Below are 23,760 nucleotides of genomic sequence, written 5' to 3' on the forward strand. Positions count from 1 at the left end.
TTACAAATCCCGACTAACTTCAGGTATTAATCTTATAGACACGTCATTCTCGCGCAGGCGGGAATCTTAATGCCTGTTAATTGCATTAGGTTCCCAATCGAGTTGACAATGATCAGCCTTCGAAATAACAATGTATACTTATTATCCTTTAAGCAAATACTCTTTAAATCCTTCAAAATCCACATCTAACTGATCTGCATGTTTTGGTTTACTTTCCAAAGCTTTTACCTGTTCAGGGATTTCGATTTTAGCTGCAATATCTGCAGGGAAAATATCAGGAAACTTACAAGCGTGTGCCGTAGATAAGAAAACTGCGGCACTTTTGTCTGCAGGATTTTCGTTCCTGTATTTTTCAACTGCTAAATAGGCAATCGCGGTATGCGGACAAGCTACATAGTTTAACTTGCTGTCAATTTCTTTGATCCCTTCCAATGTTTCATCATCAGTAAAACGATAGGAGGTAACCACCTTTTTGATGGCTTCTACATCCTGATTAAAAAGATCCATAATGCGTACCCAATTGCTTGGTGCCCCTACATCCATCGCGTTCGAGTAGGTTTGTGTAGATGGTTTCGTTTCATATACGCCACTCTCTAAAAAGCGCGGAACGGTATCGTTAACATTAGTAGCAGCGATAAACTGCTTAACGGGTAATCCTAATTTATAGGCCAATAAACCTGCGCCAATATTTCCGAAATTTCCACTTGGTACTGAAAACACAACGTCTTTAAAACCTTGCTTTTTCAGTTGGGCGTAAGTATTGAAATAATAAAATGTTTGCGGAATTAATCGCGAAATATTAATCGAATTGGCAGAAGTCAATCTAAATTTCGCATTCAACTCATCATCTGCAAAAGCTTGTTTAACCAAAGCCTGGCAGTCATCAAAAGTACCTTTAACTTCAACAGCTCTGATGTTTTCGCCGTTGGTGGTTAACTGCAGTTCCTGTATCGGGCTCACTTTCCCCTCAGGGTAAAGAATCGTTACTCTGGTGTTCGGCACACCCAAGAAACCCAAAGCCACTGCGCCACCGGTATCGCCAGAAGTAGCAACCAGAACATCTAAAAGTTGTTCGCCGTCTTTTAAGAAATAAGACATCACACGACTCATAAAACGGGCGCCAAAATCTTTAAAGGCCAAAGATGGACCGTGGAACAATTCGAGCACAAAGGTTTTGTCATCTAATTTAACAGCCGGTGCTTCAAAATTAATAGCATCATCAATTAAAGCTTTTAAATCATCTGAAGGGATCTCATCTTTTAATAAAGTTGAAGCTACCTTGTAAGCAATTTCAGGCAGAGAATATTTTTCTATATTCTGGATGAATTCGGGGTCAAGCTGTGGGATTTCAACAGGCATATATAAGCCTTTATCCTGTGGCATGCTGTTAAAAACGGCTTCATTGAAAGAAACACGTAAATCTTTATTGTTGGTTGAATATAGTTTCATTTTGAGTTATAGGGATTATGGGGTATAAGGTTTAGGGTTATGGCGCCTAGTACAGCCCTACGCCCTAACCTTCTGCCTTAGGCTTTATCTACATCACTTTTGGTCCTTCGGCGTTAACCGGAGATACAAAAGCTTTACTGTTAATATTTATTTTATGTAAATGTTGCTGTTGCGATTTGGTTATTTTTCTGGCTGTTTCTTCATCTTGAGTTAATGCAAAAACAGATGGACCCGAACCTGAAATTCCGAAACCGATTGCCCCATTTTCCATTGCCAGTTTTCTCATTTCTTCAAAACCTGGGATTAAGATTGAACGTGTTGGTTCTACCAGAACATCTTTCATGCTTCTTCCGATTAAATCAAAATCATTCATGAACAATCCACTCACTAAACCTGCAACATTTCCCCACTGGGTAACCGCATCTTTTAATGCTACTTTACTGCGGATCATTTGGCGTGCATCTTTGGTCGGCACATCTACTTCTGGATAAACAATTGCCGCATACATGCCGGCTGGCGTAGGTAAAGAAATTACATCAAGCGGTTCGTAACTTCTCACCAGCACAAAGCCGCCCAATAATGCAGGGGCAACGTTATCGGCATGGCCATAACCACAGGCAAGTTCTTCGCCTTTCATGGCAAAAGGAACCAGCTCTTTAGTGGTTAATAAATCGCCCATTAATTTGTTAATGGCAAACAAACCAGCTACTGTACTGGCTGAGCTTGAGCCCAATCCGCTACCAATAGGCATTTTCTTGTGCAGTTCAATTTCTACACCAACATCCAAACGGTTTATATGCTTTAAATAATGTTGAACACTGGCACTTACGGTATTTTTCGCTGCATCTAAAGGCAAACGGCCATCATCGCCAGTAATTCTTTTGATCACCACACCAGGTGTATCGGTAAATCGCATTTCAACTTCATCGCCAGGTTCGTTTACAGCGAAACCCAGTACATCGAAACCACAAACTACGTTTGCAACGGTTGCCGGAGCGAAAACTTTTATACTATTTTTCATTATTAATTGGCTTAGCTATTTGTTAAGCGTTATTTGGTTTAAATGATATTTCAAATGCACTAAGTAATCATCGATAAAAAAAGAAAGGGTGTGCATTTCTATTTTCCCTTTTCCTGTGTCGCAGGTATTTTGAAGCTTTTCCTCTGGAATATTTTCAATTACCCGGCTAATCTGATAGTTTAATAACTTCCAAAGCATTATAACTTCCGCAATAGCTGCCTCCTGGTAGTTTTGGTAGCTTACCCATTCATCCTGATGATAAATAATTTTAACCCCTTGTTCGTATTGTCCAACAACCAAACGACGGATGTTATTAACTGCACTATCTACCAAATGCCCCAACAGTTCCTTTTTAGACCATTTTAAAAGCTGCGGTTTATTATTCCAGGCCTCATCCGGAATATTTTCGAAATCGATCATCGCCTGATTAACCAGCTGAAGGATCTCGTTCTTTTTGTCTAAAACCGAATTCATCTTGCTACTTATTTAAAGTACCTACGTTAATGATATCCGCAAAAACTCCGGCAGCGGTAACTTCTGCACCTGCACCAGGGCCTTTCACTACCAACGGGCGGGTTTTGTAACGATCGGTTGTAAAAGAGATAATATTGTCACTTCCCGATAGCATATAAAAAGGATGACTGTCGTCAACCATTTGCAGGCTGATTTCTACATTTCCATTTTCAAGCTTACCGATGTAACGCAAAACTTTTCCATCGTTGGCTGCGGTATTCTTTAAATTTTCGAAGTATGCTGCATTTGCCTGTAATTCTGAATAGAAATCTTCAACCGATGTAGCATTTAAGCAGGCTTCTGGTAAAATGTTGTCGATTTTTACATCACTGGCTTCTAACGGATAACCAGCATCACGGGCAAGGATCAGCATTTTACGCATAAAATCTTTTCCATTTAAGTCGTCGCGAGGATCTGGTTCAGTATAACCCAGTCCTTGCGCTTCCTTCACAGTTTCGTAAAAACCGGCATCACCTTTAAAATTATTGAAGATGTAAGAAATGGTTCCTGATAAAATCGCTTCAATCCGCGCTACCTTATCACCACTCATCATCAGCTCGCGTAAGGTGCGTATAATTGGCAGGCCTGCACCAACATTGGTTTCGTAATAAAAATCTACACCAAATTTGCGGGCGGTATCTTTAAATGATTTATACTGGGCGTAATCTGCCGAGTTTCCTTTTTTATTGCAGGTTACTACCGAAATGCTGCTTTCGAAGATGCCCTGATAAAATTCTATTGGTGATTCCGCAGCGGTGTTGTCTACAAAAACGCAGTTTGGTAAGTTTAGGGCTTTCATTTTGTCAACAAAACCCGCTAAATCTGCCTGTTCACCATTTGTATTCAATTCAGTTTCCCAATTTTCTAACGAAAGGCCATCAGGGCTGAAAATCATTTTTCGTGTATTGCTGATGCCCGTTATCTTAACCTGTAGATCGTTATTCGCCGCTAAGAAAGGCATCTGTTCTTTCAGTTGGTTAAACAAGGTTTTGCCAATGTTTCCAGTGCCCAGGCAGAAAACGTTTAATGTTCTTTTCAGGTCGGTAAAGAAAGCGTCGTGCACTGCATTTACTGCTTTCGATAAATCGTCTTTGCTGATGATTACCGAAATGTTATATTCTGAAGATCCCTGAGCAATAGCCCTTACATTGATACCGTTGCGGCCTAAAGCGCTGAACAAACGTCCGCTCATACCTGGTGTACGTTTCATGTTTTCGCCAACAATGGCCAAAACTGAAAGGTTATTTTCAACTTCCGGAAGTTCTAGTTTTTTAGCGTCTAACTCCAGTTCGAACTCTTTTTTGATTAGAGAAATGGCCTGTGAAGCATCCGTTGGTTTAACAGCGAAAGTAATGCTATGTTCTGATGAAGACTGTGTAATCAATACTACATTGATCTGTTCGCGCGAAAGTAGTGAGAATAATCTTCCGCTAAAGCCTGCCTTACCTACCATACCACTACCCGTTAGGTTAATAATGCTGATATGATCGATAGAGGAAATTCCTTTTATGGGTAAACTCGATGCTTTAACATCGCTTTTGATATAAGTTCCTGCGAAATCAGGTTCGAAAGTGTTTTTAATCACAATCGGGATTTTCTTCATAAAAGCAGGAATCATTGTTGGCGGATAGATCACTTTCGCCCCAAAATAACTCAGTTCCATGGCTTCGGTGTAGCTTAATTCCGGTAACGAGAAAGCCTTTTTCACAATGCGTGGATCAGCTGTCATCATGCCGTTTACATCCGTCCATATCTCTATTTCTTCGGCATTTAAGGCCGCACCCCATACCGCTGCGGTATAATCAGAGCCACCACGGCCTAAAGTTGTTACCCTGCCTGCTGCATTGCTTGCTATAAACCCAGTAACAAAAAGTACTTTGTCTTTATTTTCCTGGTAAAAATTGTTGATCAGCATTTCAGTCAATTCGGTATCTACTTTCGCCTGACCGAAGTTGCTGTCGGTTTTTATCAGGTCAGAACCGTTAACATAAAGCGCATCGCCAAAATTTTGAGAAGCAATGTGGCTGATCATAAAAGTAGAGCAGCGTTCGCCGTAACTTAAAATCTGATCTTTGGTCTGCAAGCTCAGTTCGCGTAGATTGGCCACAGCCTGTAACAGGTCTTCCAATTCGTTAAAAAAAATCTTTAAACGTGTAAACACAGGGTTTTGTGCAGCCGCAGGTAAAAGCGAGCGGATTACAGCAAAGTGTTTTGCTTCGATTTCTTTTAAATGAGCATCGTAATCTTCTCCACGCTCGGCCATTTCGGCCATATCGGTAAGCAAATTGGTTACACCACTCATTGCCGATAATACAACTACCGGGCTGTTCTTCTGTTTTTCTTCGCCAACCAGGCGTAAGAGGGTTTTAATGTTCTCGGCCGAACCTACGGATGTGCCGCCGAATTTGAGTACTTTCATTAGTCTATATTGGTTTTAACTGTTTGATGCTGTGCGGATAATTCATGGTTGCGCGTACAGATTTCATTCAGCATGGGTTTAAAAAAAAAGCGTCCCGACTTTCATCGGGACGCTTTCTGTGTTTTATGTTTTTTCAATTTACAACAAATTAGCCCCGCTGGTTTATACCGGTGGTAATAATAATCGTTGTAATAATCGAAGTGTTAAAATTCATTTTGTCTTTGTGTACTTTGTACACCGTAAAGTAGGAGATTATTTTTTTAAAATGCAAATTTTTTTTGATTTTTATTTCGAAATTTCTATTAAAACGTTTAAGTAGATGAAATAGCTGCATTTTCTGAACCCAAAACCAATATTGTTTTTACTGCGACGGTTCCAATTCCCTTCCTTTTCCCAAGGAGGGGTACCTGTAGGGCGGGGTGGTTGGTCAGTAAATTTTAATCATTAGAAAATATGCTGTAGTACCTCTTTAGATGGTGCAGCCCTGCTAACCGCTTTAGTCCCGATGGTAGTGCAGTTTTGTTGTTGGTAAGATCGGGAGCTGCCGCTTTTATCAGGTTTAGTTAAATTTGGGTTGTGGTACTATTAATGCGGGTTGACGTTCTAGCATCTATTTATTCCCCTCTTGAGGGGTGCTCGCAATGTTATTAAGTTAAGGAGAAAACAAAAACATTGTCATCCTGAGCCTGTCGAAGGACAAATGTTTTTTTGTTTTCGATTACTTAAAAGGTCTTCGACAAGCTCAGACTGACAACAGCGGTCTTAACTTAATGGCATTGGGCGGGTGGTAAACGAGTATTATAAATTTAAATAACAGTATTATTTTTCTGAACAGCCTTATGGATTCTCAGGTACTCCTGAATCTTATCATAAAAAGCCATGTCGAATTTAAGAATGCTCTTACTCATCACATTTTTAACCATTTTTTGTAATCAAGCCTTTTCACAGCATACGAGCAATGTTCGATGGGTATGTCGAGGCCCAATTGTGCCAACTTCACCGCTCTGGTTAATACACTATAAGAAGAAAACATACACTTTAGATAGCCTACAGGCAAAAAGTGGCATCCTTAATCCTGATTACATAGAAAATGTCCAGGTTTTAAAAGATGCTGGGACAACGGCATTGTATGGCTTAAGAGGAGCTGCAGGAGTTATTATTATAACACTTAAGAAACGATATGCCAAAGCAGAATTAAAACGCCTAAAACCTTATCTCACAAAAATTTAGGAAAAGTATATGCACGCTGTAAGCAGAGATTCTGTTTTTATACTTAGTGTAATTTTTTAATTTTTTTTATCTTGTAAAAATGGGTGTAAACATCTGTAAATAAAATGTTTACATAATAGTGTATTTGCTACAATATGTAAAAAATTACGCTTCAAAACTAGTTTTTGTGGGTGATAAGTATTTACCTTTGCTGTACTAACTAACTTATTGTTATGAGCAAAAAGAAACTGCAAACGCCAGATTTAGGCTATTTAAATCTAGGTGGAAACATTGCTGTAAAGTACCAATTATCTCCAACGGAATTAATTGATGATGCCTTATTAAATAAAGAAGGTACGCTGGCTGCTTCAGGAGCGCTGGCGGTTGACACCGGAAAGTTTACCGGACGTTCTCCTAAAGACCGTTTTATTGTATGCGACGAAGTAACCGAAGATCAGGTTTGGTGGGGCGATGTAAACATTAAAATTTCTCCGGAGAAATTCGATCAGCTGTTTTATAAGCTAACAAATTACCTTGAAGATAAGAAAATCTATGTCCGCGATTCTTCAGCCTGTGCCAACCCGGATTACGATATATCCATTCGGGTAATTACAGAAACTGCTTATCAGAATCTTTTTGCTCATCATTTGTTTATCCGCCCTGAAGAGGATCGTTTGGGGACCACACCAGAGTGGACTATCATTGCTGCGCCAGGTTTCTTGGCCGATCCGGCTATTGACGGAACCAGACAGGAAAACTTCTCCGTCATCAATTTCACCAGGAAAATGATTTTGATCGGGGGAACTGGTTATACCGGTGAAATTAAAAAAGGAATTTTTTCTGTTTTAAACTTTATCCTGCCAGTATATAAGAATACGCTATCCATGCATTGTTCGGCCAATGTGGGTAAAGATGGCGATACCGCTATATTCTTCGGCTTGTCAGGGACGGGAAAAACCACCTTGTCTGCCGATCCCGAAAGAGGATTGATCGGTGATGATGAACATGGCTGGGGTAAAGATTCTGTATTTAACTTCGAAGGCGGTTGCTATGCAAAATGCGTAGACTTAACCGAAGAGAAAGAGCCTCAGATCTTTAAGGCAATCAAATTTGGCTCGTTGCTGGAGAATATCAATTTTTTTCCAGGCACGAAGGAGGTTGATTATAGCAACATCAGTAAAACGGAGAATACCCGCGTGGCTTATCCAATAGATTATATTGACAATGCGATTTTACCATCAATAGCGGCTGTTCCGAAAAATATCTTTTTCTTAACTGCAGATGCGTTTGGCGTATTGCCTCCAATTTCAAAATTGAATGTAGAACAGGCCATGTTCCACTTTATGAGCGGATATACAGCCAAGGTTGCAGGAACAGAAACAGGGGTGACAGAACCTCAGTTAACGTTTTCGGCTTGCTTTGGTAAAGCCTTTTTGCCATTGCACCCATCTAGATATGCCGCACTATTGGGCGAGAAGATGGAAAAACACCAGGTAAACGTATGGTTAGTAAATACGGGTTGGAGCGGTGGAGCTTATGGCGTGGGTAAAAGGATGAAATTAAGTTATACCAGAGCGATGATTACGGCAGCGTTAAATGGAGACTTAGATCATAATAAATATAAGCAACATCATGTATTTAAATTGATGATGCCGTTAAATTGTCCTGGGGTGCCGGACGAAATTTTAGACCCCTCCAAAACATGGAGCAATCAGGAAGAATACTTTTTGAAAGCCTACGAACTGTCGGATGCCTTTACTGAGAATTTCAAGCAGTTCGAACTGACAAAAGTACCAAAAAGCAGACACGAAGCGTTAAAATTATGTTAAATGCACTTTAAAATGCATTTTTTGAGCGAAAAATTTGCAATTCGATTTTTTTTTAGTTTTTATTGTGAAAGAATTGCCTCGGCTGGGGCAATTTTTTTGTTATACACCCTAGGTGATTTACCGAAACTAAATTCTAAGTAACGATTTAATTGCTTATTGATTTATTAATTTGTAATTTAAAATCAATTTATAAATTTGTTTTTCGCAACAATTTCGGATATGAAACGTTGAGTGTAGTACAAAAGAAAAAAACAGCTAAAAATTAAAAACAAGAACTAAAACTAAAATTTCAAAAAAAATGGCAAACGCACCAAAACCAACAACTGTTAAAAAAGAGAGCTCTTCTAGCGCTTCAAATGTATTTGCAACATTCGTTATTCCAATTTGTATTATCATTGGATTCTGTGTTTGGAGATTCGTATTCGGAGAAGGAAGTAACTTTATCGATGGTGACAGAGAAAAATTACCATTACCTGGTAACTATCTTGGAACAGCTTACAAAGGAGGTCCTATCGTAGCGATCTTAGTTGGATTACTATTAGTAGTAATTGTATTCTCTATCGAACGTTTCATCGTTATTGGTAAAGCAAGTGGAAAATCTAGCTTAGACACTTTCATTCGCAAAGTACAAGGTTTATTAAGCGCAGGTAACATCGAAGCAGCAAAAGCTGAGTGTGATAAACAAGAAGGTTCAGTTGCTAACGTAATTAAATCTGGCTTGAAAAAATACAGTGAAGTTGAAGCAGATACCAATATGGATGTTGAACAATCAATCGTTGCAATCCAAAAAGAGGTTGAAGAAGCTACAGCTTTAGAAATGCCAATGTTAGAGCAAAACTTAACAGTAATTGCAACTTTGGTATCAATCGGTACATTAGTAGGTTTATTGGGTACAGTAACAGGTATGATCCGTGCATTCGCCGGTTTAGCAAACTCTGGAGCACCAGATCAGTCAGCATTAGCGGTAGGTATCTCTGAGGCATTGATCAACACTGCGACAGGTATCTTGGTTTCTACTGTGGCAATTATCATGTATAACGTATTAACTTCTAAAATCGACAAGTTAACTTACGCTATCGATGAGGCTGGTTTCAGCATCGTTCAAACATACGCTAGTTCGCATAAATAAGAATTTTGAAAAAATTTTTACCGGCTTTATGGAAAACCGGAAAAAAGATCATCATTATTAAAACTAGTAAAAAATATTATGCCTAGAATTAAAGTTAAAAGAACAAGTACAGTAACAGATATGACTGCCATGTGTGATGTGGCTTCATTGTTACTTACTTTCTTCATCTTAACTGCTACAGCAAGGCAACCAGAACCACTAGCCGTTTCTACACCTTCATCGACGTATGAGTTTAAGGTACCGGTAGAAAACAATGCGACATTAACCATTGGGCAAGGGAAAGTTTTCTTTGAAGTAGCAGGTACAAAAGTAAGAGCGAAAACATTAGAACTAATGGGCGAACAGTACAAAATATCGTTCACACCGTTAGAGATACAACGCTTTTCGAACATAGGAAGTTTCGGCGTTCCGATCCAGAGTTTAAAATCACTTATTGCTTTAAATGGTGGTGATCGTATGAAACCAGGGGTACAACCTGGTATACCTTCAGATTCGACTGACAATCAGTTAAACGATTGGGTTTTAAATGCGCGTAGAGCAACTAAGGAGCTTAATAATCAGGATATGCGTATCAGTATCAAAGGTGATGCAAAAGAAGAATATCCGGTAGTTAAAAAGATTATTGATGTACTTCAGAAACAAAGTGTAAACAAGTTTTTATTGGTTACCAACTCTGAAGCTAAAAAGAAATAAGAAATGGCAGAATTAAACACAGGCGGGAAGAAAGCCACCCCAAGGGTTGATATGACTCCGATGGTGGATCTAATGTTTCTTTTGGTAACATTCTTTATCTTAACAACGGTAATCTCTACGCCTCAAGCGATGGATATTGCAAAGCCAGATAAGAACGAAAAGTTACCTGAGAACAGATTGGAGCTGAAAGCAAGTAAAACAATGACTATTTTGTTGGGTAAAAGCAATAAGGTAGCATGGTACATGGGAGTAGCTGGCGAAAGCGCACCAACTATAGAATCTGGTTCACAAATCGAAGATGCTATTGTTAAAAATAGAAAGGCAGCTGATGCCTCGGGCGTTGCTGGAGACTTTGTTGTACTGGTAAAACCAACATCAGGTTCTACATTCCAAAACTTTGTAGATATGATGGATGAGCTGGAAATTCTTAAAGTTAAGGTTCGTCAGATTGATGATGATAACATCCTTGACAATGAGAAGCAGTTCATGAAAGAAAAAGGAATTTTATAATCAGTAAAACCAATAGTTATGTCGAAGTTAGATATATTCAGAAAAGAATGGCTTGAAGTGGTTTTTGCAGATAAAAACAAAACCTACGGTGCGTATCAATTGCGTAAAAGCAATGGTGCCAACACCTCAAAAGCATTAATTATCGGCTCTATTATATTTATTGTGTTATTTTTCTCTCCTAAAATCTATAGCCTGATTAAAGGCTCAATGGATCATGAAGATGAGCAATTAAAAGCACAAGAAGTAATTTTAGCGCCACCACCACCAGTAGATCCTAAAACACCGCCACCACCACCGGTAGAGCCACCACCACCAAAAGTTGACCAGGTGAAAATGCCACCTCCAATTGTAAAACCAGATATCGAGGTTCGTGATGAACCACCTACGGTTGAAAAATTGAAGGAAGCAGATCCAGGGCAGAGAGATATTAAAGGTGACCCAACAGCAGATATTGTTATCGCTGAACCGGTAGGTGAAGGACCAAAAAGAGAAGCTGCTGTTGCGGTTGATGATAATAAAGTTTACGACTTTGTTAGTATTGAGAAACAACCAGAATTCCCTGGAGGTATCTCTAAGTTTTATGGATACTTAAGTAAAGCAATAAAGTACCCGCCAATGGCACAAGAAAACAACGTTCAAGGTAAAGTATTTTTATCTTTCGTTGTTGAAAAAGATGGTAAATTAACAGATATCACAGTTACCCGTGGTTTGGGTAGCGGAACTGATGAAGAAGCCATCCGTGTATTGAAAGCTAGTCCACGTTGGAACCCAGGTATCCAAAATGGTAAGCCGGTAAGGGTAAAATACAACATCAACGTTAACTTTACATTGAACTAATAGTAGATGTTAAATTTTGATATTTTTAAGCAAAAATCGCCTAAACAGCGGTTTTTGCTCATTTTAGGCCTTGTCATGTTCGTTTTTTATGTGGTATTGGGCTTTGCATTTATATTTTATGAGCCAATTGCCCTGCGCTTGAGCACTATTCCGCAATGGGGCCGCATCACAATCGGTATCTTCTTAATTATTTATGCATTTGTAAGACTTTTAAGCCTTGGAAGGCGCGATTAATCATTTCAATGAAAAATTTCCTTTTAATATTTTGTGTACTAGCTTTACTTGTATCCTGCAAGCGTAAAAATAAAGCCAATGCAGTTAAAGAAACCAGAACAAGCGGTACCTTGAAAATATTGGTTGATGAAAGTGTTGGACCGATTGTTCAAGATCAGATCGATATTTTTAGTTTGGATTATCCGGATGCAAAATTTCAGACAACAGTAAAACCTGAAGAAAAATTATTGCCTGCTTTTCTTAACGATAGTGTAAGGGTAATTATTTTACCAAGGTTATTAACCAAAGCAGAAGAAAAGTATTATAACCAGCGTAATATCAAAATCAACTCTTCGCGTTTTGCCATTGATGGTCTTGCTTTAATTACCAATCAGGGCAATATGGATAGTACAATTAACGTTAAAGAGGTGATTGATATATTACAGGGGAAGAAATCAGATAAAAAATTGGTCTTTGATAACGCTTATTCAAGTACCTTTCAATATTTTAAAGAGTTGGCCCATATCAGCCAATTTCCAGCTACAGGTGTTTACTCTAAAAATTCTAGCAAAGAAGTAATTAAACTTATTGCAGAAGATAAAAATTTTATTGGTATTTTGGGCGTGAATTGGATCACTGACAAAGATACAGAGATGAGCGAGTACCTTTCTCAAATAAAAGTGCTGGGTGTAAAGAATGTAAAAGGCAAGGTAGGAGACGATCAGTTCTATAAACCAACTCAAGATAACTTAATTAACGGTGTTTATCCTTTCTTAAGAAATATAAATATTATAGATTGCGAGGGAAGAGATGGTTTAGGCACAGGATTTGCAACATGGTTAAGAAGTCAGAGGGGACAATTGATTGTACTTAAATCTGGACTTGGCCCGCATAAATTAATGCCAAGGCAAATTAACCTGACAAAAGGAAATTAAATTAAAAATTATAAATTGAACCACGAAGTAAATCTAAAGAGACACTTCATTTTTATTAAATAAAAAAACAGAATATCCGATGAAACCTGCATGGCTATGCAAGCTTCATCACCATTAAAAAACAATAAAGAACTATGAAAATTTTAAAGAAAGCAATAACCTTAAATGTAGGTTTGGTGTTGATGGGTTCTGCAGTTTTTGCTCAAGATTTAAATGACGCGAAAAAAGCCATCGACGCGGAGCAGTATCAGAAAGCATCATCAATGCTTAAGTCATTGGTGAGCTCAAAAGCAACTGATGGTAATAACTATTACAATCTTGGTTTGGTTTATTTGAAAACCGGTTATATTGACTCGGCCAGAACCGTATTTACCAAGGGTATTACCGCTGATCCAAAAAACAACTTAAACTTAATTGGTTTAGGTGAAGCAGATATGTTATCTAATAACCCAACTTCTGCTAAAACTAATTTCGACAAGGCAGTAGCTTTGGCAGCAAAAGATTACAAAACTTATTTGTATATCGGTAAAGCTTATTTAGCACAGGATAAACCTAGTGATGATGTATCTAAACCTGATTTTACTAGCGCTTTGGCTAACATTACCAAAGCTGATGAATTAGATTCTAAAGATAAGGATGCGGAAGTTTTCTTGGCACAAGGTGATGCTTATGCGTTACAGAAAAAAAATTCAGAGGCATTAGGCCCTTATATGCGGGTTGGTGATGTTGATCCAAATAACAGGAGAGCCAAAACGCAGATTGGTAAAATGTACAAAGAATCTAGGGCTTTTCCTGAGGGTGAAAAAGAATTACAAGATGTAATTGCTGCTGATGCAAACTATGGCCCTGCTTACCGCGAGTTAGGTGAGTTATACTTACAATGGAGTAGCTTTGGTACAGATAAAGAAAAAGCAGCAAAAGCGATTGAGAATTATAAAAAATACATGGATTTAACTGATAAATCTTTGGAATCTCAATTGCGTTATGCTCAATTTTTATTCTATGCAAAAGATTTCAAAACCTTAGAGCAAGTGGCCACTTCTTTGCAAGTTCCAGCAAATAATCCAAAGGCAAACACAGTAGCTAGACTTAAAGGCTGGGCCGCTTATGAGAATAAGAATTATCCAGCAGCTTTAACAAGCATGACCGAGTTTTTTGCCAAAGAAAAGGATAAATCTAGAATCTTAGGAAACGATTATCTTTATTTAGGAAAATCACAATTGCAAGCTGGTCAAGATAGTTTAGCCGTAAAAAATATTATTGAGGCTGCTAAAATTGATTCAAACAATGCCGACGCTTTGGCGGAAGCTGGTTTAGCTTTAATGAAGGCAAAGAAATATGCTAAATCCGCTGAACTTTTCCAAATGGCCATTAAATATAATCCTAATGGAAAAGGATCGCTTACTAATTACTACTATTTAGGTCAAACTAGATTCTACGAAGCTTACATTGCCCAGAAAGAGAAAAAACCGCTTAATACTGTTGCATTAGTTGAGGCAGATTCTGCTTTAAGCCATTTAGCTAAAGTTTCTCCAGAATTTGCCTTAGGATACTTTGTAAGAGGAAGAATTGCAAATTTAGTAGATGACAAAGCTAATCCAAAGGGAACCGGAATACCATACTTTGAGAAATATGTGAGTTTGGTAAAACCTGAAGAAGTAGCTGCAAATAAGACTAACTTATCAGAATCTTATAATAACATTGGCGCTTGGTATTCGGATAAGGATAAAGCTAAGGCCATTGATGCTTTCACCAAAAGTCTGGCATTAGATCCTGCAGACACTTACGCTGCGGCTAGATTAAAAGAGTTACAATCACCTGCACCTGCTGCAAAACCAAAAGCTAAAGGTAAATAATTAAAAAGTTAAATAATTTAGAAAAGGCAGAGTTTGGTTACTCTGCCTTTTTCTTTTATTTTTGCAACATAAAATAAATAATATGCAAGCGCAGAGTTCGGCTATAGATTTTTTACCAATTATATTTCAGGTAATTGTTGCTTTAGGTTTTGTGGTAACCACATTGGTTGCTACTCACTTTTTAGGTCCAAAACGTAAAACAAGTGATAAATTAGAAACTTTTGAGGCTGGTATTAAATCAGTAGGTAATGCACGTCAGCCTTTCTCTATCAAATATTTTGTAGTAGCCATCTTATTTGTACTGTTTGATGTGGAGGTTATCTTTATGTATCCTTGGGCGGTTAATTTTCGTACATTACGGATGGATGGAATGATCGAAATGTTCATTTTCATGGGTACATTGTTGCTAGGCTTTATCTACGTAATTAAGAAAAAAGTTTTAGACTGGAACTAGTCAGTTGGCAGTTCTCAGTTAGCAATTTCAAAACTGCGAACTGAAAGTTGAGAACTGAAAACCGAATGTGTATCACTTACACTAACTCATAGTCATTTTGGTTATTTAGAAAGGTTCTAAATCGAGTAAAGCTAGTTTGTTTGCCTTTAAAATATTGTAAATTTGTTGCTCATTCTGCAAAGGGATGAGCATTTTTTGTTTATAAACATGAGTGAAATTAATATAGTTGATGCGCCTCCAGGAATAGAAGGATCTGGCTTTTTCGCCACTTCTCTTGATAAAGTGATTGGTTTGGCCCGCTCAAATTCATTATGGCCTTTACCTTTTGCAACTTCTTGTTGTGGAATCGAGTTTATGGCAACCATGGGTTCCCACTACGATCTTGGTCGTTTCGGTGCCGAACGCTTAAGTTTTTCTCCCCGTCAGGCTGATGTTTTAATGGTTATGGGAACTATCGCAAAAAAGATGGCCCCGGTATTAAAACAGGTTTATATCCAAATGGCAGAGCCACGTTGGGTAATGGCTGTTGGTGCCTGCGCAAGTAGCGGTGGTATTTTCGATACTTATTCCGTATTGCAAGGTATTGATGAGGTTATTCCGGTGGATGTTTACGTTCCGGGTTGTCCGCCAAGACCTGAAGCCATTTTAGATGGTTTTCAACGTATTCAGGATTTAGTGAAAAACGAGTCGGGCAGAAGAAGAAATTCTGATTATTACAAAGAACTTTTAGGTCAATACGGCATTAAATAATGGAAGAAACGACGCTAAATAATAATATTCTGGCAAAACTTAGCGATAAGTTTGGCGAAAAGGTAACCGGAGTTTCTGAGCCATATGGCTTATTAACTTTTGCAACCACCAAAGATGTTATCATCAATGTATTATCGTTCCTTAAAAACGATTTGAGTTTTAATTTCTTGACCGATATTACAGCGGTTCATTATCCTGGTAAAGATCATGGTATTGCAGTGGTTTACCATTTGCACAACATGGTAGAGAAAGTTAGGATTAGGATTAAGGTTTTCATTTCAGAACAAAATCCAACTATCCCTACAGCAACAACTGTTTGGAAAGGTGCCAACTGGATGGAACGCGAAACTTACGATTTGTTCGGGGTTAAATTTGAAGGTCACCCTGATTTACGCCGTATTTTAAATATGGACGATTTAGGTGTTCACCCGATGTTGAAACAATATCCATTGGAAGATCCGAACAGAGTAGATAAAAAAGACGAATTTTTTGGAAGGTAAACTATGAATCATAACCATCCGGTATTTACAGATAACGACCCGCAAAGTGAGCTGGTAACCTTAAACTTAGGCCCAACGCACCCTGCAACACATGGCGTTTTTCAAAACGTTTTGCAATTAGATGGCGAACGTATTGTAAGCGGCGTTTCTACCATTGGGTATATCCACCGTGCTTTCGAAAAGATTGCCGAGCATCGCCCGTTTTATCAAATTACACCACTTACCGACCGTTTAAACTATTGCTCGTCGCCTATTAACAATATGGGATGGCACATGACGGTTGAGAAGTTGTTAAATATTCAGATGCCGAAACGTGTAGATTATCTTCGGGTAATCATTATGGAGCTTTCGCGTATTGCCGATCATATTATCTGTAACACGATTATTGGTCAGGATACCGGAGCCACCACCACTTTCTTATACCTTTTCCAGTTCCGCGAGCACATTTACGAAATCTTCGAAGAAGTTTGTGGTGCACGTTTAACCACAAATATTGGTCGTATTGGTGGGTTTGAAAGAGATTTCAATGATATCGCCTTTGCTAAAATTGATAAGTTTTTAAAAGAATTCCCTAAAGCGTTAAAAGAGTTCGAAAACCTGTTAACACGTAACCGTATTTTTATTGATAGAACGGCTGGTGTTGCAGAAGTAACTAAAGAAGCTGCTTTAGAATACAGCTGGACAGGTCCGCTTTTGCGTGCTACCGGTGTAGATTATGATGTTCGTGTAAGCGATCCCTATTCTTCATACCAGGATTTCGATTTTGAAGTTCCGGTAGGTACAAGTGGCGATATTTACGACAGATATTTAGTGCGTAATGAAGAGATGTGGCAAAGTCTCCGCATTATCGAGCAAGCGCTCGTGAAGCTAAAAACAGAGCCAAAAGGTATTTTTCATGCTGATGTTCCTGAATTTTACCTTCCTCCAAAACAAGAAGTTTACAACAATATGGAAGCATTAATCTATCACTTCAAAATTGTGATGGGTGAAATTGATGCACCTAAAGCAGAAGTTTATCACGCTGTAGAAGGCGGAAATGGTGAATTAGGATTCTATCTGATTAACGATGGAGGCCGTACACCGTACCGCTTACACTTCCGCAGACCAAGTTTTGTAAACTACCAGATGTTTGCACCAATGAGCGCGGGCATGTTATTGTCTGATGCCATTATCAACATGAGTAGTATGAATATTATTGCAGGAGAATTAGATGCTTAAAGTAGAAGAACAAACACCTGTAGTGTTTTCATCAGAATTGCTGGCCAAATTTGATGATGTAAAAAGCCGTTATCCGGAAGATAAGAGCAAATCAGCTTTGCTACCGCTTTTGCACCTGGTACAAGCAGAATACCTTTGGGTAAGTACATCGGCAATGGATAAAGTTGCTGAATATTTAAATATCCAACCGATTGAAGTTTATGAGGTAGCAACATTTTATAGCATGTACTTCTTAAAACCACAAGGTAAATATGCTTTGGAGGTTTGTCGTACTGGTCCATGCTGCTTGGTTGGTGCCGAAAAAATATTAAACCACTTGGAAAACAAGTTAGGTGTTAAAGAAGGTGAAGTTACTGCCGATGGTTTATTCAGCTTTAGAGGAGTTGAATGTTTAGCCGCCTGTGGTTTCGGTCCGGTGTTGCAGATTAGCCCCGAATATACTTTCTACGAAAACCTTACCGAAGCCAGTGTAGATAAATTGATTGAAGATTTGAAAAATAAGTCCTAAGTCGAAAGTCTTAAGTCGAGAGTCGTTTTGACTCATGGCTATGGACTATGGACTACAGACTATAGACTAATTAAAATGTCTCGAAAACTGTTACTTGAGCATATAAACGTACCGGGCATCAATACACTTGAAGTCTATCGCCAAAAAGGCGGGTACCGTGCTGTGGAAAAAGCCCTTAAAACTTTAACACCTGAAGAGATTGTTGAAGAAGTTAAGAAATCGGGCTTACGCGGTCGCGGAGGTGCGGGTTTCCCAACCGGGATGAAATGGAGCTTTTTGGCTAAACCAGAGGGTGTTGCACGTTATTTGGTGTGTAATGCTGATGAATCAGAGCCAGGAACTTTTAAAGACCGTTATTTGATGACTTATATTCCCCATGCATTAATTGAGGGAATGATTGTATCGAGTTTCGCATTAGGTGCTAAGGTTTCTTACATCTATGTACGGGGAGAGATGATGCCTCAGATCCGCATTTTAGAAAAAGCAATTGCTGAGGCTAAAGCTGCAGGATGGTTGGGTAAAAATATTTTAGGAACAGGTTACGATTTAGAATTATATGTTCAGCCAGGCGGCGGCGCTTACATTTGTGGTGAAGAAACTGCTTTGTTAGAATCGCTTGAAGGTAAGAGAGGTAATCCACGGATTAAACCACCATTTCCGGCAATTGCAGGGTTATATGGTTGCCCTACAGTGGTTAACAATGTTGAATCTATTGCTGCAGTTGTGCCGATTATCAACGATGGTGGCGATGAATATGCAAAAATTGGTATTGGTAGAAGTACAGGTACAAAATTAATATCCGCATCAGGTAATCTAGTAAAACCAGGCGTTTACGAAATCGAATTGGGTTTACCAGTAGAAGAATTTATTTATTCAGACGAGTATTGTGGCGGTATTGCCAATGGTAAACGTTTAAAGGCAACGGTTGCAGGTGGATCATCTGTGCCTATTTTACCTGCTAATTTAACCTTGAAATACGCTAATGGCGAACCTCGTTTAATGAGTTACGAATCGTTATCAGAAGGTGGATTTGCTACCGGAACCATGATGGGTTCAGGCGGTTTTATCGCTTTTGATGAAGATCAGTGTATTGTTCGTAATACCTGGAATTTTGCCCGTTTTTATCACCACGAAAGTTGTGGACAATGTTCTCCTTGTCGTGAAGGTACTGGATGGATGGAAAAAGTGTTACACAAAATCGAACACGGCCATGGTAAAATGGAAGATGTTGATTTATTGTGGGATATTCAACGCAAAATTGAAGGAAATACAATTTGTCCGCTAGGTGATGCAGCAGCCTGGCCAGTAGCCAGTGCAATCCGTCACTTTAGAGATGAATTTGAATGGCACATTAAAGAACCTGTTAAAAGCCAGAGCCAAAACTATGGTATTGCAAATTATGCAAACCCGATTGAGAAAGCTCCGGTAACGGAAGAGAAATAAAAATTACAAGGTCTGAATTTGTGACGTTGAGAGTTGCTTAATATGAACTGGTCGCAAATTGCGACCACCTTGAAAATACTGAAAATGAAAATATGAGTAAAGATAAGTTGCTAGTAAAGATACCTGCTGAAATTATCCTCAATAAAATAATTGAAATGAGAGATAAAAAAGTGATGGTTGATAGTGACTTAGCTGAACTTTATGGAGTAACAACTAAGAGATTAAATGAACAAGTAAAACGAAACATAAAACGCTTTCCAGAAGATTTCATGTTTCAAATTACTAAAGAGGAGAAAGACAGTTTAATTTTGCAGTTTGAACACCTGAATAAATTAAAGTTCTCTTCAGCATTACCTCATGCTTTTACCGAACATGGGGCAGTGATGCTAGCAAGTGTTCTAAATAGTGATCAGGCAATAGCAGTAAATATTCAAATTGTGAGAGTATTTACGGAGATTAGAGAGCTGTTATCTTCTAATCTTAATTTAAGATTAGAAGTAGAAAAGATTAAAAAGAAGGTAGATAATCAGGATAAAAATATTGAAGTAATCTTTAAATATTTTGATGAACTACTTGAGCAGAAAGCACAACCAAGAAAAGAAATTGGTTACAGGATTTCGAAAGAAAAATAAACTAAAAAAAATGCTTCGTACCTCGCAATGATGGTAGAAGTATAAAAAATAAAAGAATATCATTAACCATGAGTGAAAAAGTTAAGGTTACGATAGATGGAATAACAGTAGAGGTTGATAACGGAACAACCATTCTGAATGCTGCAAGGCAAATCGGAGGGGATATTGTTCCGCCAGCAATGTGCTATTATTCTAAATTACAAGGCAGTGGCGGTAAATGCCGTACCTGTATTGTAAAAGTGACTAAAGGTTCGGAGAAAGATCCTCGCCCAATGCCTAAGTTGGTGGCTTCTTGCCGCACAACCGTAATGGATGGGATGGAAGTGCTTAACATTACTTCACCAGAAGTTTTGGAAGCACGTGCAGGTGTTGTAGAGATTTTATTGATTAATCACCCCTTAGATTGCCCTGTTTGCGATCAGGCAGGGGAATGTGATCTTCAGAACTTAGGTTATGAGCACGGTTTGCAAAAAACACGTTATGAGTTTGAGCGTCGTACTTTTGAGCGCATTGATATAGGTGATAAAATCCAGTTGCACATGAATCGTTGTATTTTGTGCTACCGTTGTGTTTTCACAGCCGATCAGATTACCAATAAACGTGTTCACGGTATCTTAAACCGTGGCGACCATTCCGAAATTTCTACTTACATCACCCAGGCTGTTGATAACGATTTCTCTGGAAACGTAATCGATGTTTGCCCAGTAGGTGCTTTAACCGATAAAACTTTCCGTTTTAAAAATCGTGTCTGGTTTACCAAACCAGTTGATGCGCACCGTGATTGCGATCACGAAAAATGCAACGGTAAAGTAACACTTTGGTATAAAGGCGCAGATGTTTTACGTGTTACCGCACGTAAAGATCAGTTTGGAGAAGTAGAAGAATTTATTTGCAATACTTGCCGCTTCGATAAAAAAGCAACTACTGATTGGGTAATTGAACACCCAACACACATTGATGATACTTCGGTAATTGCATCTAATCACTACGAAACATTAAAACCTTTGCATGTAATTCAGCCAAATGAGGCATTACAAGCTGCAAATGAAATTGAATTACATAAAACAGTTAAATACTAATGGATAGCGGTTTTGTTATAGAAAAATTTATCCTGGTAGCTGTAATTTTCGGCATCAGTTTAGTTATTGCCATGTATTCTACTTATGCAGAACGTAAAGTTGCTGCATATTTACAAGATCGTTTAGGCCCTGATAGAGCTGGCCCCTTTGGTATTTTACAACCATTGGCCGATGGATTAAAAATGTTTATGAAAGAGGAAATTATTCCTACCTCATCAAACAGGTTTTTATTTATCGCTGGCCCGGGTTTGGCATTGCTTTGTGCCTGTATAGGTACGGCGGTTATCCCGTGGGGCAGTCCTGTTTTAATTGCAGGCAAAACTATTCCTTTACAGGTTTCAGATATCAATGTTGGAGTTTTATACATTTTTGGAGTCGTTTCTCTAGGTGTTTATGGCGTAATGATTGGGGGATGGGCCTCAAACAACAAATACTCTTTGTTAAGTGCGATCCGTGCAGCTTCGCAGAACATCAGTTATGAAATTGCAATGGGATTATCGATCATCGCTTTGCTTTTAATGACGAATACCTTAAGCTTAAAAGAAATCGTTGATCAGCAACATGGCTGGAGATGGAATGTTTTATATCAGCCACTTGGATTCCTAATCTTTATGGTTTGTTCATTTGCAGAAACCAACCGTGCGCCATTCGATTTGCCTGAATGCGAAACGGAATTAATCGGTGGTTATCATACCGAATATTCTTCAATGAAATTAGGTTTTTACCTATTTGCTGAATATATCAATATGTTTGTATCATCGGCAGTAATGGCGGCATTATATTGGGGCGGTTATAATTACCCTGGCATGGATTCGATGGCGGTGTGGTTAGGCCCAACCTGGGCACCGCTTTTTGGTACAGCAGTTTTCTTTGGTAAAATATGTGCGTTTATCTTTTTCTTCATGTGGGTACGTTGGACAATCCCTCGTTTCCGTTACGATCAATTGATGAATTTAGGTTGGAAAGGTTTAATACCTTTGGCTATTGCCAATATTATAATAACAGGTGTTGTGATTGCGATTATTGAGAAGTTTTAATTATGGAATCATTAAGTAATAAGAAAAAAGTACTGGAACAAAAGCCATTGAGCTTTATGGAGAAAATGTACCTGCCAGCAATTGCTAAGGGTATGGGGATCACCATCAGTCACTTATTTAAAAAAGAGGCTACAATAAGATATCCTGAAGTAGAACGAGAATTCTCCACCAACTTTAGAGGGATGCACTCGTTAAAACGCGATGAGAATGGTAAAGAACGTTGTACTGCGTGTGGTTTGTGCGCTTTATCTTGTCCTGCTGAAGCCATTACCATGATTGCCGCAGAACGTAAACCGGAAGAGAAGGATTTATATCGTGAGGAGAAATATGCAGCAACTTACGAAATCAACATGTTGCGTTGCATTTTCTGTGGATTATGTGAAGAAGCTTGCCCTAAAGAGGCCATTTATTTAGATGGGCCTATTGTTCCTGCTGATTATTTACGTAAAGATTTTATTTACGGGAAAGATAAATTGGTAGAGGCGCCATTGGAAATGAAAAAATAATTAGATAGAATCGTCATGCTGAACTCGTTCCAGTATCTATCAAGCCAGATCCTGAAATAAATTCAGGATGACGAAGACATAAATAAAATTGCTTAAGCCTCGGTTCGTGTTTTTACGAAACGAAAGATAATTAATGGTTTGTGGAGACACAAACCATGGAACTAAATAAATAAACAATTAATGAGTACACAAGTATTCTATTTCGTAGCCACATTAAGTATCATCTTTTCGCTGCTGGTGATTTTTGCAAAAAATCCGATCCACAGTGTATTATACTTAATCCTTACCTTTTTTACCTTCACTGTTCATTACGTGCTATTAAACGCACAATTTTTAGCAGTAGTAAACTTTATCGTTTACATGGGGGCCATTATGGTATTGTTCCTTTTTGTACTGATGCTACTTAACCTGAACAAAGAAACTGAACCGAGTAAATCGCCACTGATCAAAATCGTAGGTGTAATTGCTGGCGGTTGTTTGGTTGTAACCTTAATCGGTTCTTTAAAATCAGCAAGTATTACCAGTCCATTGATTTTGAAAAATCCAGGATTAGGGTTGGTAGAAAATCTAGGTAAGGAGCTTTTTGGCCCATTCTTATTGCCATTCGAATTGTCATCTCTGTTACTATTGGCAGCAATGGTTGGGGCCGTTTTATTATCTAAAAGAGATGAGGTAGAAGCATAATGGAAAATTTATTCACACAAGCAGCAGGCGTTCCGCTAAACCACTACATCTATTTAAGTGCTATTATTTTTTCTATTGGCGTAATAGGTGTACTTACCCGCAGAAATGCCATTGTAATTTTTATGTCGGTTGAGCTGATGCTAAATGCGGTTAATTTGCTTTTAACAGCATTCTCAGTTCATAACAATGACCCATCAGGGCAGGTTTTCGTATTCTTCATTATGGCTTTGGCAGCTGCAGAGGTTGCAGTAGGCCTGGCAATTATCGTAATGGTTTACAGAAATACGAAATCAGTAGATATTAATGTTTTAAATCGCCTTAAGTGGTAAATATATA

25 protein-coding genes are annotated in these 23,760 nt (G+C 38.5%); 21 read left to right on the top strand and 4 right to left on the bottom strand.

The window, feature by feature from the left end:
• Window positions 1-141: 141 nt before the first annotated feature.
• The 4 genes from thrC to thrA form a co-directional block, all read right to left on the bottom strand.
• Complete coding sequence (gene thrC / locus J7E57_RS01615; protein ID WP_215129955.1) at window positions 142-1,449, bottom strand: threonine synthase; 1,308 nt, start codon at window positions 1,447-1,449, stop codon at window positions 142-144.
• An 88-nt stretch (window positions 1,450-1,537) separates the two neighbouring features.
• Window positions 1,538-2,470 carry a homoserine kinase gene (locus J7E57_RS01620; RefSeq protein WP_116249048.1) on the bottom strand — a complete coding sequence of 311 codons (933 nt, stop codon included), beginning with the start codon at window positions 2,468-2,470 and terminating at the stop codon, window positions 1,538-1,540.
• A gap of 15 nt (window positions 2,471-2,485) precedes the next feature.
• Window positions 2,486-2,944, bottom strand: a complete 459-nt coding sequence (locus J7E57_RS01625; RefSeq protein ID WP_215129957.1) for a DinB family protein — start codon at window positions 2,942-2,944, stop codon at window positions 2,486-2,488.
• A 4-nt stretch (window positions 2,945-2,948) separates the two neighbouring features.
• Window positions 2,949-5,402 carry a bifunctional aspartate kinase/homoserine dehydrogenase I gene (gene thrA / locus J7E57_RS01630; RefSeq protein ID WP_215129959.1) on the bottom strand — a complete coding sequence of 818 codons (2,454 nt, stop codon included), beginning with the start codon at window positions 5,400-5,402 and terminating at the stop codon, window positions 2,949-2,951.
• Window positions 5,403-6,281: 879 nt separating this feature from the next.
• On the opposite strand from thrA, the gene J7E57_RS01635 reads away from it, so the two are divergent.
• From J7E57_RS01635 to nuoK, 21 genes are all read left to right on the top strand, one after another.
• Window positions 6,282-6,632 carry a hypothetical protein gene (locus J7E57_RS01635; RefSeq protein WP_215129961.1) on the top strand — a complete coding sequence of 117 codons (351 nt, stop codon included), beginning with the start codon at window positions 6,282-6,284 and terminating at the stop codon, window positions 6,630-6,632.
• A 212-nt stretch (window positions 6,633-6,844) separates the two neighbouring features.
• Window positions 6,845-8,440 (top strand): phosphoenolpyruvate carboxykinase (ATP), encoded by a 1,596-nt coding sequence (pckA, locus tag J7E57_RS01640; protein WP_215129963.1) that lies wholly within the window; start codon window positions 6,845-6,847, stop codon window positions 8,438-8,440.
• A 298-nt stretch (window positions 8,441-8,738) separates the two neighbouring features.
• On the top strand, window positions 8,739-9,569 hold the full coding sequence (locus J7E57_RS01645) for a MotA/TolQ/ExbB proton channel family protein (protein WP_057931433.1): 831 nt from the start codon (window positions 8,739-8,741) through the stop codon (window positions 9,567-9,569).
• 78 nt (window positions 9,570-9,647) lie between these two features.
• Window positions 9,648-10,262: a biopolymer transporter ExbD gene (locus tag J7E57_RS01650; protein ID WP_215129965.1), complete on the top strand. Its 615-nt coding sequence runs from the start codon at window positions 9,648-9,650 to the stop codon at window positions 10,260-10,262.
• A 3-nt stretch (window positions 10,263-10,265) separates the two neighbouring features.
• Window positions 10,266-10,772 carry an ExbD/TolR family protein gene (locus tag J7E57_RS01655; RefSeq protein WP_029274770.1) on the top strand — a complete coding sequence of 169 codons (507 nt, stop codon included), beginning with the start codon at window positions 10,266-10,268 and terminating at the stop codon, window positions 10,770-10,772.
• Window positions 10,773-10,790: 18 nt separating this feature from the next.
• Window positions 10,791-11,609 carry an energy transducer TonB gene (locus J7E57_RS01660; RefSeq protein ID WP_215129967.1) on the top strand — a complete coding sequence of 273 codons (819 nt, stop codon included), beginning with the start codon at window positions 10,791-10,793 and terminating at the stop codon, window positions 11,607-11,609.
• 6 nt (window positions 11,610-11,615) lie between these two features.
• Window positions 11,616-11,843, top strand: a complete 228-nt coding sequence (locus J7E57_RS01665) for a hypothetical protein (protein WP_215129969.1) — start codon at window positions 11,616-11,618, stop codon at window positions 11,841-11,843.
• 8 nt (window positions 11,844-11,851) lie between these two features.
• Window positions 11,852-12,757, top strand: coding sequence for a PstS family phosphate ABC transporter substrate-binding protein (locus J7E57_RS01670; protein WP_215129971.1), 906 nt, complete (start codon window positions 11,852-11,854; stop codon window positions 12,755-12,757).
• A gap of 182 nt (window positions 12,758-12,939) precedes the next feature.
• The gene (locus tag J7E57_RS01675; protein WP_251029767.1) at window positions 12,940-14,613 is read left to right on the top strand and encodes a tetratricopeptide repeat protein; all 1,674 of its coding nucleotides are present in this window, start codon (window positions 12,940-12,942) and stop codon (window positions 14,611-14,613) included.
• An 82-nt stretch (window positions 14,614-14,695) separates the two neighbouring features.
• Window positions 14,696-15,067 carry an NADH-quinone oxidoreductase subunit A gene (locus tag J7E57_RS01680; RefSeq protein ID WP_029274758.1) on the top strand — a complete coding sequence of 124 codons (372 nt, stop codon included), beginning with the start codon at window positions 14,696-14,698 and terminating at the stop codon, window positions 15,065-15,067.
• Window positions 15,068-15,274: 207 nt separating this feature from the next.
• Window positions 15,275-15,817 (top strand): NADH-quinone oxidoreductase subunit B, encoded by a 543-nt coding sequence (locus J7E57_RS01685; protein ID WP_108197409.1) that lies wholly within the window; start codon window positions 15,275-15,277, stop codon window positions 15,815-15,817.
• Window positions 15,817-16,317: an NADH-quinone oxidoreductase subunit C gene (locus tag J7E57_RS01690; protein ID WP_215129975.1), complete on the top strand. Its 501-nt coding sequence runs from the start codon at window positions 15,817-15,819 to the stop codon at window positions 16,315-16,317. The genes J7E57_RS01685 and J7E57_RS01690 overlap by 1 nt, the downstream gene beginning before the upstream one ends.
• Before the next feature lie 3 nt (window positions 16,318-16,320).
• Entirely contained in the window at window positions 16,321-17,535 is a 1,215-nt protein-coding gene (locus J7E57_RS01695; protein ID WP_215129977.1) for an NADH-quinone oxidoreductase subunit D, read from the top strand.
• Window positions 17,528-18,043 (top strand): complex I 24 kDa subunit family protein, encoded by a 516-nt coding sequence (gene nuoE / locus J7E57_RS01700; protein WP_215129979.1) that lies wholly within the window; start codon window positions 17,528-17,530, stop codon window positions 18,041-18,043. The genes J7E57_RS01695 and nuoE overlap by 8 nt, the downstream gene beginning before the upstream one ends.
• Before the next feature lie 75 nt (window positions 18,044-18,118).
• Window positions 18,119-19,486, top strand: coding sequence for an NADH-quinone oxidoreductase subunit NuoF (gene nuoF / locus J7E57_RS01705; RefSeq protein ID WP_215129981.1), 1,368 nt, complete (start codon window positions 18,119-18,121; stop codon window positions 19,484-19,486).
• Window positions 19,487-19,578: 92 nt separating this feature from the next.
• Window positions 19,579-20,118 (top strand): ORF6N domain-containing protein, encoded by a 540-nt coding sequence (locus J7E57_RS01710; RefSeq protein WP_215129983.1) that lies wholly within the window; start codon window positions 19,579-19,581, stop codon window positions 20,116-20,118.
• Between the two features lie 68 nt (window positions 20,119-20,186).
• The gene (locus J7E57_RS01715; protein WP_215129985.1) at window positions 20,187-21,197 is read left to right on the top strand and encodes a 2Fe-2S iron-sulfur cluster-binding protein; all 1,011 of its coding nucleotides are present in this window, start codon (window positions 20,187-20,189) and stop codon (window positions 21,195-21,197) included.
• On the top strand, window positions 21,197-22,234 hold the full coding sequence (gene nuoH / locus J7E57_RS01720; RefSeq protein ID WP_215129986.1) for an NADH-quinone oxidoreductase subunit NuoH: 1,038 nt from the start codon (window positions 21,197-21,199) through the stop codon (window positions 22,232-22,234). The genes J7E57_RS01715 and nuoH overlap by 1 nt, the downstream gene beginning before the upstream one ends.
• Before the next feature lie 2 nt (window positions 22,235-22,236).
• Window positions 22,237-22,740, top strand: a complete 504-nt coding sequence (locus J7E57_RS01725; RefSeq protein WP_215129988.1) for a NuoI/complex I 23 kDa subunit family protein — start codon at window positions 22,237-22,239, stop codon at window positions 22,738-22,740.
• 180 nt (window positions 22,741-22,920) lie between these two features.
• Window positions 22,921-23,424: an NADH-quinone oxidoreductase subunit J gene (locus J7E57_RS01730; RefSeq protein ID WP_108197414.1), complete on the top strand. Its 504-nt coding sequence runs from the start codon at window positions 22,921-22,923 to the stop codon at window positions 23,422-23,424.
• Entirely contained in the window at window positions 23,424-23,753 is a 330-nt protein-coding gene (gene nuoK, locus J7E57_RS01735) for an NADH-quinone oxidoreductase subunit NuoK (protein ID WP_029274746.1), read from the top strand. The genes J7E57_RS01730 and nuoK overlap by 1 nt, the downstream gene beginning before the upstream one ends.
• The last annotated feature ends 7 nt before the right edge of the window (window positions 23,754-23,760 follow it).

The sequence above is a fragment of the Pedobacter sp. ISL-64 genome (genome assembly GCF_018613605.1).
Taxonomy (GTDB): Bacteria; Bacteroidota; Bacteroidia; order Sphingobacteriales; family Sphingobacteriaceae; genus Pedobacter.